This window comes from Pseudomonas sp. Root329, assembly GCF_001424925.1.
Lineage (GTDB): Bacteria > Pseudomonadota > Gammaproteobacteria > Pseudomonadales > Pseudomonadaceae > Aquipseudomonas > Aquipseudomonas arabinosi.
Genome location: NZ_LMCV01000009.1, coordinates 119,410 through 131,036, shown reverse-complemented (window position 1 = coordinate 131,036; position 11,627 = coordinate 119,410). Strand labels below are relative to the sequence as shown.

The window sequence follows — 11,627 nt, the reverse complement described above, 5'->3', positions numbered from 1 at the left end:
CAGCAGCCTCTGTTGCTGTCAAGCGGTTATTTTCCGAAGTTTTCAAAGTTTCCTTTGCAACTTCAACCACTTGCGCTTTCGATCTCTCGTTAGCGGGAGGCGAATTCTACAGCGTTAGTCGCTGCTGTCAACACCTCTTTTACACCGCTTTCGACCGAGAAGATCGAATCGCCAAAAGAGCCAAACAACCTCGCTCTTTCAACTCCTTCTGGGCTTCGATAACCTGAAGCAACTCGCTGTCGAAAACTGCGTAACTCATTGTTTACCAAGGAGTTTTCCGTTTCGACTGCGCCGGAAGTGGGGCGAATTATAGACTTCCACAACTCGCTGTCGAAAACTGCGTAACTCATTGTTTACCAAGGAGTTTTCCGTTTCGACTGCGCCGGAAGTGGGGCGAATTATAGACTTCCAGAATCTGCCGTCAACCCCTAACTTGAGCTTTATTCGGATTTGAGCGTGATACGCGCAAATGCCTTCTTCCCAGCCTGGCAAACATGGGTCGCGCCCAGTACGTATATAAAGGTGCGATCGACAACCTCACCATCTATACGTACACCACCAGAACCTAGAAGGTCCCGCGCGACAGCCGAGTTCTTGACCAGACCTGCCTTGTTAAGGACAGCAGCGATCGGCATGTCTTCAGTAGCAGTCAATTCGATCTCCGGCAGATCGTCCGGCAGCTCGCCTTCCTTCATCCGGTTACCCGCCGCACGGTGAGCATTGGCCGCAGCCTCTTCACCATGGAAACGCGCAACGATCTCCTCGGCCAGCTTGATCTTGATATCACGCGGATTGGCACCCGCCTCGACATCGGCACGGAATGCATTGATCTCATCCATGGAGCGGAAACTGAGCAATTCGAAGTAGCGCCACATCAGCGCATCCGGAATGGAAACCAGTTTGCCGTACATCACACCCGGCGCTTCCTGAATACCCACGTAGTTGCCCAAGGACTTGGACATCTTCTTCACACCATCCAGACCTTCAAGCAGCGGCATGGTCAGAATGCACTGAGCCTCTTGACCATATCCACGCTGCAGTTCGCGCCCCATCAACAGGTTGAATTTCTGATCAGTACCACCCAACTCGACATCCGCGCGCAAGGCTACCGAGTCGTAACCCTGAACCAGCGGGTAGAGAAACTCATGAATGGCGATTGGCTGATTGGTGGTGTAGCGCTTATAGAAGTCGTCGCGCTCGAGCATGCGAGCCACGGTGTACTGAGAAGTCAGACGAATGAAATCGGCCGGCCCCATCTGATCCATCCAGGTGGAGTTGAACGCAACTTCGGTTTTCGCCGGATCAAGAATCTTGAAAACCTGAGTCTTGTAGGTCTCGGCATTCTCGAGAACCTGCTCGCGGGTAAGAGGAGGACGTGTCGCACTCTTGCCACTCGGATCGCCGATCATCCCGGTGAAGTCACCTATAAGGAAGATCACCTGATGCCCCAGCTCCTGGAACTGGCGCAGCTTATTAATAAGCACGGTATGGCCCAGGTGCAAATCCGGCGCGGTCGGATCGAAGCCTGCCTTAATACGTAGGGGCTGGCCACGCTTGAGCTTTTCGATCAGCTCGGACTCGACCAACAGTTCTTCCGCACCACGTTTAATCAGCGCTAGCTGCTCTTCAACCGACTTCATAACAGACCCGCAAGGCTCGAATTCAAAGGGAACCAACCATACAAGATCGCGCGTCAAATACAAGTTTTGCCCGGCGCACGGATGCCAATCCACGGACACAGCGTTCGCGGACTTGCTTCAGAGATGATTTGGTTATATTTTATACAGTTATTTCATCTTCATCATGTCATTCATCTTTTCCAATTCATCTTTTTCAAAGTCAAAAATTACCTATGACCAAAGAATCGTCTAAAGCGCCGCCGCTTTACCCGAAGACCCACCTGCTCGCAGCAAGTGGCATCGCCGCCCTTTTGAGCCTGGCGCTTCTGGTATTTCCTTCCAGTGATGTTGAAGCCAAAAAGACGACCCTGAGTCTTGAACTGGAAAGCCCTGCTGAACAACTGACACAAGATCAAGACGCTGCCGAAGCGGTCCAGGCCACAAATGAGCCAGCCGCCTCCCCTTTCGCGCAGATCGAAAACAGCGCCGAAGAACCCCAGGAAACCGCTCAGGCCGCGCCCGCGCCGGCGCCTGTGATCGAAGAAAAGAAGTCTCCAAACCACAGGGAAGTGATCGTTTCTAAAGGCGATACGCTCTCCACACTGTTCGAAAAAGTCGGCCTCCCGGCTGCTTCGGTGCATGAGGTGCTGGCCAGCGACAAACAAGCCAAGCAGTTCAGCCAACTCAAACATGGCCAGAAACTCGAATTCGAACTGAGCCCCGATGGCCAGCTGACCAACCTGCACAGCAAGGTCAGCGACGTCGAAAGCATCACCCTGACCAAGAGTGACAAGGGTTATGCATTCAACCGCATCACCGCCAAGCCGACCGTGCGCTCTGCCTACGTTCACGGCGTGATCAACAGCTCGCTGTCGCAGTCCGCTGCACGCGCCGGCTTGTCCCACAGCCTGACCATGGACATGGCCAGCGTGTTTGGCTATGACGTCGACTTCGCCCAGGATATTCGCCAGGGTGACCAGTTCGACGTGATCTACGAACAGAAAGTCGTCAACGGCAAGGCTGTCGGTAATGGCCCGATCCTTTCCGCTCGCTTCACCAACCGCGGCAAGACCTACACCGCCGTGCGTTACACCAATAAACAAGGCAACAGCAGCTACTACACTGCTGACGGCAACAGCATGCGCAAGGCGTTTATCCGTACCCCGGTGGACTTCGCCCGTATCAGCTCGAAATTCTCGATGGGCCGCAAGCACCCGATCCTGAACAAGATCCGCGCTCACAAAGGCGTCGACTATGCAGCGCCGCGCGGCACCCCAATCAAGGCAGCGGGTGACGGCAAAGTGTTGTTGGCCGGTCGCCGTGGTGGCTACGGCAACACCGTGATCATCCAGCACGGCAGCACCTACCGTACGCTGTACGGCCACATGCAAGGCTTTGCCAAAGGCGTGCAGACTGGCAGTAGCGTCAAACAAGGCCAAGTGATCGGCTACATCGGGACCACCGGACTTTCCACCGGACCGCATTTGCATTACGAATTCCAGGTCAATGGCGTGCACGTCGACCCACTAGGCCAGAAAGTGGCGATGGCCGATCCGATCTCCAAAGCTGAACGCGCACGTTTCCTCGCGCAGAGCCAACCGCTGATGGCGCGCATGGATCAAGAGAAATCCACGCAACTGGCTTCGAGCAAGCGCTAAGCCATGGCTCTCTATATAGGTGTGATGTCCGGGACCAGCCTCGACGGCCTGGACATTGCGCTGGTTGAGCTGGCCCCGGCGATCAAACTGATCGCCACGCACTACACCCCAATGCCTGACTCCCTGCGCGCCGAGCTGCTTGGCTTGTGCGCCAGCGGCCCGGACGAGATTGCCCGCTCCGCCATCGCTCAGCAAAACTGGGTGAACCTGGCAGCAAAGGGCATTCATACCCTCCTCGACCAACAAAATCTGAAACCCGAAGACATTCGCGCGATTGGCAGCCATGGCCAAACCATTCGCCACGAGCCGGCGCGCGGCTTCACCGTGCAGATTGGCAACCCTGCCCTTCTGACCGAGTTGACCGACATCACCGTGGTCAGTGACTTTCGCAGCCGCGATGTTGCGGCTGGCGGACAAGGCGCCCCACTGGTTCCAGCCTTTCACGAAGCGTTGTTTGAAGAACGCGCAGACAATCGCGCGGTATTGAACGTTGGCGGATTCAGCAACCTCAGCCTGATTGAACCCGGCAAACCGGTAGCCGGCTTCGACTGTGGCCCGGGCAATGTTCTGCTGGATGCCTGGATTCACCAGCAACGCGGAGACAACTTTGATCGCGATGGCCAATGGGCTGCCAGCGGCAAGGTCGAACCGGTTCTGCTGAATGAACTGCTGAGCGATCCATTTTTCGTGACCAAAGGCCCCAAGAGCACCGGCCGCGAAGTGTTCAACCTGCCATGGCTGACACAACATTTATCGAAACTGTCGACCTTCGCCGCCGAAGACGTGCAGGCCACCCTGCTTGAACTGACCGCCTTGACCATCGTCGAGTCACTGCAAAGCGCTCAATCAGATACCCAGGAACTGTTGGTCTGCGGCGGCGGCGCCCACAACGCCACGCTGATGGACCGCTTGGCCAGCTTGCTGCCAAACACCAAGGTCAGCAGCACCGCGGCTTACGGTGTAGACCCGGACTGGGTCGAAGCCATGGCCTTCGCCTGGTTGGCCCATTGCTGCCTTGAAGGCATCGCTGCCAATCGCCCGAGCGTCACCGGCGCCCGCGGCCTGCGCGTACTCGGCGCCATCTACCCCGCTTAATCTGCACACAGCAAAACGCCGCAGAGCCCTGAGGCCATGCGGCGCTTGGTGATGCGATGATTGCGATCAGATCGAGAACGAAGAGCCGCAGCCACACGTGGTGCTGGCGTTCGGATTCTTGATCACGAAGCGCGAACCTTCCAGACCTTCCTGATAATCCACCTCGGCACCTGCCAGGTACTGGAAGCTCATCGGATCAACGACCAGACTCACCCCTTCGCGCTCGACAATGGTGTCGTCATCGGCCACTTCCTCATCGAAGGTAAAGCCGTACTGAAAACCTGAACAACCGCCGCCCGTAACGAATACGCGCAGCTTCAAGCGATCATTCCCCTCTTCATCGACCAGGCTCTTCACCTTGTGCGCGGCACCGTGGGTGAATTGCAAAGCCGTGGGGGTGAAGGATTCGACGCTCATGCTAACTATCTCCCGGCGTTACGCCGCCATAATGCGTGATGACGCGCATTATCCGCTTCTCCTAGAAAATCGGTCAACTATTGTTACGGTATATCAATCAACCCAATCGTAAGCCCGGAATGCAAAAAGGCCCGTCAGACGGGCCTTTTTGCTGAGCAGGATTAAGCCTTACGGCAGCATGCCTGCGTGGGACAAGCCAAGACGTTCATCCAGACCAAACAGGATGTTCAGGTTCTGCACCGCCTGACCCGACGCACCTTTGACCAGATTGTCGATTACCGACAACACCACCACCAGATCACCATCCTGCGGCCGATGCACGGCAATACGGCAAACGTTGGCACCGCGCACGCTGCGGGTTTCTGGATGGCTGCCGGCAGGCATGACATCGACGAACGGTTCGTTGGCATAACGCTTTTCAAACAGCGCCTGCAGATCCACGGAACGATCCACGACAGTCGCGTAGAGCGTCGAGTGGATGCCTCGAATCATTGGAGTCAGGTGCGGAACGAACGTCAGACCGACGTCCTTGCCCGCTGCACGACGCAGACCCTGGCGGATTTCCGGCAAGTGACGGTGACCTTTGACGGCGTAAGCTTTCATGCTTTCCGACGTCTCAGAGTACAGCGAACCTACAGACGCGCCACGACCGGCACCACTGACACCGGATTTGCAGTCAGCAATCAAGCGAGTGGTATCGGCCAGACCGGCTTCCAGCAATGGCAGGAAACCCAATTGCGTAGCCGTCGGGTAGCAACCCGGCACGGCGATCAGGCGGGCCTGCTTGATTTGCTCGCGATTGACCTCCGGCAAGCCATAGACCGCCTCTTCCAGCAGTTCCGGCGCGCCGTGCGGCTGACCGTACCACTTGGCCCATTCATCAGCGTCTTGCAGACGGAAGTCCGCCGACAGGTCGATGACTTTGGTCCCGGCCGCCAACAGTTCGCCAGCCAGCGCATGGGCAACACCATGAGGCGTGGCGAAGAACACCACGTCGCAAGCACCCAGCGTCTTGATGTCCGGAACGCTGAACGCCAGACCGTCGTAATGACCGCGCAGGTTCGGATACATATCAGCCACGGCCAGACCGGCCTCGGATCGGGAAGTGATGACTGCCACTTCAGCTTGCGGATGTTGCGCCAACAGACGCAGCAGTTCGACACCGGTGTAACCCGTGCCGCCGACGATACCGACCTTGACCATAAACCTGCCCTCAACGAACCCACTGGAAAGCCGTCGATAATAGGGGCCGCGCGGCTCTGCGACAACCGTCAAGGTGACGTGCGGCGGCACAAGCCTCTACTATTCGGGCTACCGTGAACCTGGGAATAACTAAAAATGCTTTATCTGTGGCTCAAAGCGCTTCACATCGTCAGCATGGTCTGCTGGTTTGCCGGCCTGTTCTACCTGCCGCGCCTGTTCGTCTATCACGCCCAAAGCGAAGACACCGTCAGCAAGGAACGCTTCAGCATCATGGAGCGCAAGCTGTACCGCGGCATCATGGGGCCAGCGATGATCGCCACCTTGATTTTCGGCATCGCACTGATCGGCCTGAACCCAAGCATATTCAGTCAGGGTGCGTGGATTCACGCCAAGTTGACCCTGGTGGTGATCCTGATCGGCTACCACCACATGTGCGGCGCCCAGGTGAAACGTTTTGCCCGTGGCGAGAACACCCGCAGCCATGTCTTTTATCGCTGGTTCAATGAAGTGCCGGTTCTGATATTGCTGGCTATTGTAATTCTGGTCGTGGTTCGGCCGTTCTAATTCCAATAAGCACAACTCACCGGGGTACTTCCAATGTCGCTGCCCGCTCTGCTCGAACAACGCTTGCGTCTGCCTGTGGTGGCAGCGCCAATGTTCCTGATTTCAAATCCACAATTGGTGCTCGCCTGCTGCCGTAATGGCGTGGTGGGCAGCTTTCCTGCGCTGAACCAGCGCGAGAGCAGTGGCTTCAAGGCCTGGCTGGAAGAGATCGAAGCAGGATTGGCGACATTGGACAATCCAGCGCCTTATGCGGTGAACCTGATCGTCCACAACAGCAACCCGCGGCTGCAAGCGGATCTGGAGATCTGCATCGAGCACAAAGTGCCGATCGTGATCACCAGCCTCGGCGCCGTGAAAGAACTGGTCGATGCAGTGCACAGCTATGGCGGTCTGGTGTTCCACGACGTGACGACTCGCCGCCATGCAGAGAAAGCCGCCGAGGCCGGCGTGGATGGCTTGATCGCCGTGGCAGCAGGCGCCGGTGGACACGCCGGAACCTGGAGCCCGTTCTCGCTGATTGCCGAGATACGCCAATTCTTCGACAAAACCCTGCTGCTGGCCGGTTGCCTGAACCACGGCCACGAGATTCTCGCGGCACAATTGCTTGGTGCGGATCTGGCCTACTTCGGTACGCGATTTATCGGCACCACCGAAAGTCATGCGTCTGACGCCTATAAAGAGATGCTGCTGACTTCCAGAGCGGCGGACATCGTCCATACTCCAGCGGTGTCGGGAGTACCGGCGAGCTTTATGCGTCAGAGTCTTGAGGCAGCAGGTTTCGACATGGCCGCGCTGCAAGGCAAGGGCGAGGTGGACTTCGGCTCCAAGCTCAAGCCCATGAGCGATGAAGCTAAAGCCTGGAAAACCGTCTGGTCCGCAGGCCAGGGTGTCGGCGAGATCGATGACCTGCCGAGTGTCGATCAATTGGTCGCTCGCCTCGATGCCGAGTACCGAAAAGCACTGGAGCTGGCGGCAACGCTGCCCAAGCGCTGGCCACGCTGACAGGAAAACTTGGCCAGCCCATTTCGGCTGGCCTTACACTCCACCCGCAATACTCCCTGAAACATTCGCGACAAGGATGCCTCGTAATGAGCGAAAACCGTTTCAAGATCGTGTTCGACGGCGCTCTGCTGCCAGGTGTTGACGTCACCACCGCCAAGCTCAATCTCGCCGAGTTGTTCAAAAGCGATGTGGCTGCCATCGAGCGGCTGTTCAGTGGCAAGCCGGTTGCGCTCAAACGCGACCTGTCGCAGGTCGATGCGCAAACTTATCTCCAGGCGCTGACCAAAACCGGTATCGATGCCCGGATCGAAAGTGAACCGTCGATCGAGCTGAACCTGTCTGACGTTCATGAACACGCCCCTGTCGTCGCGGCAGATCCCGAATCCCCTTACGCACCACCCCGGGCTACCGTTGGCGAAGTTTTGCCTGAATTCTCCACACTCAAGCCGTTCAGCTTCGAGGGTCGGATCGGCCGCTTGCGCTATCTGGCCTGGACGATGTCGCTGACGCTGGTAACCCTTGGTGTTGGCGCTGTGCTTGCTGTTTTCGGCTTGGCCCTCATCACTACGGACACGACCGCCGGCCTGATTCTCGGTGGCCTGCTGGTCTTTATTCTCGTCGTGGCGCTCGCGTTCGTCAGCATTCAGTTCAGTGTCCAGCGCCTGCACGATATCGGCTGGTCTGGCTGGCTCTGGCTGCTGACCCTCGTGCCGTTCGTGGGCAGCATCTTTCCGTTCGTGATGATGATCGCGCCGGGTAACAACACCGCCAATCGATATGGTGCGCCAGCACCGCCCAACAGCACCGCGGTCAAGGTCCTGTCTTCACTGTGGCTGGTGTTTATCGCGATCCTGTTCATCGGCGGACTGACCGGTGGCCTTACTACCATCCAGAGCGAATATGAAAGCGCCACCCAGAGCAGCTATGAAAGTGACTCCGTGACCACCGAAGAGATCGAAGATCAAACCGCTGTGGAAGCAGAGCCAGCGCCAAATTCGGCCGACGAAGCAGCCGAAGCAGCCCAGCCCCCTGTAGACTCTGCGAAAGAATGAACAGCGCTCCCCGTCCGTGACACCTGCGTCGCCGGCGCGGAGCTGTTGCGATGGAGAAATGCATGACCCGTTACGCTCTGATCACTGGCGCTTCCAGCGGCATCGGCCTGGCGATGGCCGAAGCGCTGGCCCGGCGCGGCCGCAGCCTGATTCTGGTGGCCCGTCAGCGTGATCAGCTGGAAAGTATTGCTATTGAGCTAACCCAACGTTTTGGCGTGGAAGTGTTGTTCCGAGCCTGTGACCTCGGCGAGCCGCTACGGCTGTCCGGTTTTCTGCTGGAGCTGGAGGAAGGTGACCGACAGATCGATTTGCTGGTCAACTGCGCCGGCATCGGCACCTGCGGTCCTTTTCTGGCTCAGGACTGGATGACTGAGCAGGACCTGATCGAAGTGAACATCCTCGCGCTCACTCGCCTGTGTCACGCGATCGGCAACAGTATGGCGCTGCAGGGCGGCGGGCAAATTTTGAATGTCGCCTCGGTGGCGGCGTTCCATCCCGGCCCGTGGATGAGTACTTATTACGCCAGCAAGGCCTATGTGCTGCACTTTTCCGAAGGGTTGCGCGTCGAACTGAAAAAATGTTCGGTCAAAGTGTCGGTGCTCTGCCCCGGCCCTACCCGCACGGCGTTTTTCCGCACCGCGCAATTGGACGCGGGCAAACTGATCGACAGCAAAATGCTGATGAGCCCCGAGGAAGTCGCGCTCTACACCGTGCGGGCTCTGGAGAAAAACCGCGCCATCATTATTCCGGGCCGACGCAACCGCTGGCGCGCCTTCCTGCCGCGACTCGGCTCGCGCTGGCTGACCCGGACAATCGCCGGCATGGTCAACAAGGCTTACTGCCCGCGCTGATCGCACCCTCAAGGTAAAAGGCTGGGCTCGGGCATAACCCATGGTTACACTCAGGCCAGCCCAAACAACGGAGAAAACAGCTGTGGATACTCTGTTCACCAAGATCATCAACCGGGAAATCCCGGCCAAGATCATTTACGAGGACGACCAGGTACTGGCCTTCCACGACATCGCCCCACAGGCACCGGTGCATTTCCTGGTGATCCCGAAAAAAGCGGTGCGCACGCTTAACGACCTGACCGAGGACGACAAGGCATTGGCTGGGCATATTCTGTTCACCGCCCAGCGTCTGGCCCTGGAACTGGGTTGCGAAGAGGGCTTCCGCGTGGTCATGAATTGCAATCCACTCGGTGGGCAGACCGTCTATCACATTCATATGCATGTATTGGGTCAGCGCCAGATGCATTGGCCACCGGGCTGATTGCAGTAAACCCCGTGGGGGTGGGCAACCGCTCCCACAAGTACCTGCGTCGCAATGACCCAGCGCAAACCTTCCCCGGCCGATTGGGTTAAACTGGCCGCCGAGATTCTTCCCGGAGGTCAGCATGACTACCCAACGTCACTACTCGCCGATTGACCGCCTTCTGCTGCAAGCCGATGCCGCGATGCGTACCTTGTTGCCCTTCAGTGGTCAGCCGTACCGTCCTTCACCCGCTATCGTGCAGCCGGATGCGCAAATGAGCGACGAAGACACCCGGCACGTCGCCGGTCTGATGCGCATCAACCATACCGGCGAAGTCTGTGCCCAGGCGCTGTATCAGGGTCAGGCCCTGACCGCCAAGCTGCCGCAAGTGCGCGCGGCCATGGAGCATGCCGCCGAAGAAGAAATCGACCACCTGGTCTGGTGCGAACAACGCATAAAACAGTTGGGCAGCCACACCAGCATTCTCAATCCGCTGTTCTACGGCATGTCGTTCGGGATTGGCGCGGTGGCCGGGTTGATCAGCGATAAAGTCAGCCTGGGTTTCGTTGCTGCTACCGAGCATCAGGTGTGCAAGCACCTCAACGAACACCTTGAGCAACTGCCAGCCGAGGATGAAAAGTCCCGGGCTATCCTCGAGCAGATGCGCATTGATGAAGAACACCACGCCGAAAGCGCGCTGGAGGCTGGGGGTTTCCGCTTTCCGGCACCGGTGAAGTTTGGCATGAGCCTGATGGCCAAGGTCATGACCAAAAGTACTTACCGGATCTGATCCCCTCCCCAAAAAAAATCCCGTGCACAAAAAAGGGCGCTTTTCAGCGCCCTTTCTTTTTGCTCGCAGAAAATCAGCTCGACATGTTGCGCGCGTAGAAAATTTCCAGCATTTCGTGTTTCACACGCTCGGTCACCTGAGCACGCTGCTCAGCGGACAGGTTGCTGGTGGCGTCGCCGAACAGGTAGTTGTCGAGTTCGAAGTTCTTCAGCAGCATTTTGGTGTGGAACAGGTTTTCCTGGTACACGTTCACGTCGGTCATCTGGTACGCGTCGCGGGTGTCTTCGGAAAGGTAGTTCTGAATCGAGTTGATCTCGTGGTCGATGAAGTGCTTTTTGCCTTCCACGTCACGGGTGAAGCCGCGCACGCGATAATCCACGGTCACGATGTCCGAATCGAACTGGTGAATCAGGAAGTTGAGCGCCTTGAGCGGTGAAATGACGCCACAGGTCGACACATCAATGTCCACACGGAACGTTGCGATGCCATCGTCCGGATGGATTTCCGGGTAGGTGTGCACCGTGATGTGGCTCTTGTCGAGGTGGGCCAGGATAATTTCAGGCAGCGGGCCCGGGGACTCTTCGATCTGACTGTCGGTCGGGGTCACCGGCTCTTCAGAGATCAGAATCGTGACACTGGCGCCCTGGGGTTCATAGTCCTGACTGGCGATGTTCAGGATGTTGGCACCAATGATATCGACAACTTCTGTGAGGATCTGCGTCAGGCGCTTCGCGTTGTACTCTTTATTGATGTACTCGACGTAAGCCTGTTGGTCTTGCGGGGTTTCCGCATAGCAGATGTCATAGATGTTGAAGCTCAAGGTCTTTGTCAGGTTATTGAACCCGTGGAGCTTGAGTTTGCTTTTCACCGTGGAAGACTCTCTATGTATTGCGGCCCGGCCGCATGATCAAGCATGCCCGTCAGATGCGAACGACACACCTGCGTAGGACGGTTAACACCTCTTCGCAATGGC

Annotated in this window: 12 protein-coding genes and 1 pseudogene; 9 read left to right on the top strand and 4 right to left on the bottom strand. The window is 57.4% G+C overall.

Annotated elements, in window-relative coordinates; translation table 11 throughout:
* Positions 1–227, top strand: a pseudogene (locus ASC74_RS32045) (hypothetical protein); the annotation flags it as partial.
* A 213-nt stretch (positions 228–440) separates the two neighbouring features.
* On the opposite strand, the gene tyrS reads toward ASC74_RS32045, so the two are convergent.
* Positions 441–1,640: a tyrosine--tRNA ligase gene (gene tyrS / locus ASC74_RS10565; RefSeq protein WP_056741332.1), complete on the bottom strand. Its 1,200-nt coding sequence runs from the start codon at positions 1,638–1,640 to the stop codon at positions 441–443.
* A 212-nt stretch (positions 1,641–1,852) separates the two neighbouring features.
* Here tyrS and ASC74_RS10560 point away from each other — a divergent pair, with 212 nt between their 5' ends.
* Both ASC74_RS10560 and ASC74_RS10555 read left to right on the top strand, forming a co-directional pair.
* Complete coding sequence (locus ASC74_RS10560; protein WP_056741331.1) at positions 1,853–3,277, top strand: peptidoglycan DD-metalloendopeptidase family protein; 1,425 nt, start codon at positions 1,853–1,855, stop codon at positions 3,275–3,277.
* 3 nt (positions 3,278–3,280) lie between these two features.
* Entirely contained in the window at positions 3,281–4,372 is a 1,092-nt protein-coding gene (locus ASC74_RS10555) for an anhydro-N-acetylmuramic acid kinase (protein ID WP_056741330.1), read from the top strand.
* A gap of 66 nt (positions 4,373–4,438) precedes the next feature.
* Here the strand turns inward: ASC74_RS10555 and erpA are convergent, their stop codons facing one another.
* Together erpA and argC are read right to left on the bottom strand one after the other, a co-directional pair.
* Positions 4,439–4,789 (bottom strand): iron-sulfur cluster insertion protein ErpA, encoded by a 351-nt coding sequence (gene erpA / locus ASC74_RS10550; RefSeq protein WP_007947969.1) that lies wholly within the window; start codon positions 4,787–4,789, stop codon positions 4,439–4,441.
* 168 nt (positions 4,790–4,957) lie between these two features.
* A complete protein-coding gene (gene argC / locus ASC74_RS10545) occupies positions 4,958–5,992 on the bottom strand; it encodes an N-acetyl-gamma-glutamyl-phosphate reductase (protein ID WP_046045401.1) in 1,035 nt (344 codons plus the stop codon).
* Between the two features lie 135 nt (positions 5,993–6,127).
* Between argC and hemJ the strand changes: the two genes are divergently transcribed.
* From hemJ to coq7, 6 genes are all read left to right on the top strand, one after another.
* The gene (hemJ, locus tag ASC74_RS10540) at positions 6,128–6,556 is read left to right on the top strand and encodes a protoporphyrinogen oxidase HemJ (protein WP_046045400.1); all 429 of its coding nucleotides are present in this window, start codon (positions 6,128–6,130) and stop codon (positions 6,554–6,556) included.
* Positions 6,557–6,589: 33 nt separating this feature from the next.
* Complete coding sequence (locus tag ASC74_RS10535) at positions 6,590–7,558, top strand: NAD(P)H-dependent flavin oxidoreductase (protein ID WP_056741329.1); 969 nt, start codon at positions 6,590–6,592, stop codon at positions 7,556–7,558.
* 86 nt (positions 7,559–7,644) lie between these two features.
* Entirely contained in the window at positions 7,645–8,610 is a 966-nt protein-coding gene (locus ASC74_RS10530) for a DUF805 domain-containing protein (protein WP_056741328.1), read from the top strand.
* 62 nt (positions 8,611–8,672) lie between these two features.
* Complete coding sequence (locus ASC74_RS10525) at positions 8,673–9,461, top strand: SDR family NAD(P)-dependent oxidoreductase (protein ID WP_056741327.1); 789 nt, start codon at positions 8,673–8,675, stop codon at positions 9,459–9,461.
* 82 nt (positions 9,462–9,543) lie between these two features.
* Positions 9,544–9,882, top strand: coding sequence for a histidine triad nucleotide-binding protein (locus ASC74_RS10520; protein ID WP_008147240.1), 339 nt, complete (start codon positions 9,544–9,546; stop codon positions 9,880–9,882).
* 124 nt (positions 9,883–10,006) lie between these two features.
* Positions 10,007–10,654 (top strand): 2-polyprenyl-3-methyl-6-methoxy-1,4-benzoquinone monooxygenase, encoded by a 648-nt coding sequence (gene coq7 / locus ASC74_RS10515; protein WP_008147238.1) that lies wholly within the window; start codon positions 10,007–10,009, stop codon positions 10,652–10,654.
* 73 nt (positions 10,655–10,727) lie between these two features.
* Here the strand turns inward: coq7 and speD are convergent, their stop codons facing one another.
* Entirely contained in the window at positions 10,728–11,522 is a 795-nt protein-coding gene (gene speD, locus ASC74_RS10510) for an adenosylmethionine decarboxylase (RefSeq protein ID WP_056741326.1), read from the bottom strand.
* Positions 11,523–11,627 lie beyond the last annotated feature (105 nt).